The following is a 931-nucleotide window of genomic DNA, read 5'->3' as shown; positions in this document are numbered from 1 at the left end:
CGCGCGACAAGACCGCCATGTCGGCCATCAACCGAGGGTTCTTCACCTCGGCGGTCATCTCCGCGGCCCTGGCGAAGTCCACCGTCGCGCCGGTGAAGCGGGCCTCGGTGAAGTCCATCTGCCCGCCGGCGAAGACGGCGTTGAAGTGCACCTGCCCGCCGGCGAAGAGGGCCCCGGTGAAGTCCACCTGCCCGCCGTCGTAGAGGGCCGCCCCGTTGAAGTCCACCTGCCCGCCGGTGAAGCGGGCCCTGGTGAAGTGCACCGTCGCGCCGGCGAAGAAGGTCCTGGTGAAGTGCACCGTCGCGCCGGTGAAGTGGGCCCCGGTGAAGTCCACCGTCGCGCCGTCGAAGGTCCCGAAGTGCACCGTCGCGCTGGCGAAGTGGGCCTCGTTGAAGTGCACCGTCGCGCCGTCGAAGTGGGCCCCGAAGTCCACCTTCCCGCCGGTGAAGCGGGCCCCGCTGAAGTCCACCGTCGCGCCGGCGAAGAAGGCCCCGTTGAAGTCCACCGTCGCGCCGGCGAAGCGGGCCCCGAAGAAGTCCACCTTCCCGCCGGTGAAGCGGGCCCCGACGAAGTACACCTTCCCGCCGGCGAAGTGGGCACCGGTGAGATCACCGCCGTCGAAGACGGCGCCGGTGAAGTCGTAGTTCTTGCCCCGCCAGCGGGTGGGCTCGCGCAGGCGGTCGCCGATGACACGGATGACGGTGTGCCGCACTTCGCGGAAGGAGGCGAACTCCAGCTCGCGGTCGCGGTGCTCGGCCCTCTCTTCTTCGGAGGGCCACGCGGGCAGCGGGTCGGGTGCGGGGGTGTAGGGCATGCGCAGGTAGGCGCACAGCACGTCGATGACCATCTGCACCAGGTCCTCCCGGCCCGGCGGGGCGTCGTCGGCCAGGTGGGCCAGGGCGTGCACCCCGGCCAGCCGCACGGCGGCGTG

At 71.3% G+C, this 931-nt stretch carries 1 protein-coding gene; it reads right to left on the bottom strand.

Annotated features, from left to right (window positions below; genetic code table 11):
• A partial coding sequence (locus LP52_RS25375) for a pentapeptide repeat-containing protein (protein WP_169775412.1) occupies positions 1 to 931 on the bottom strand: 931 nt, incomplete at both ends.

The sequence above is a fragment of the Streptomonospora alba genome (assembly GCF_000826685.1).
GTDB classification, from domain to species: Bacteria; Actinomycetota; Actinomycetes; order Streptosporangiales; family Streptosporangiaceae; genus Streptomonospora; species Streptomonospora alba.
The sequence above is the reverse complement of the archived record's forward strand: the minus strand, read 5'-3'. Positions and strand labels throughout refer to the sequence as shown.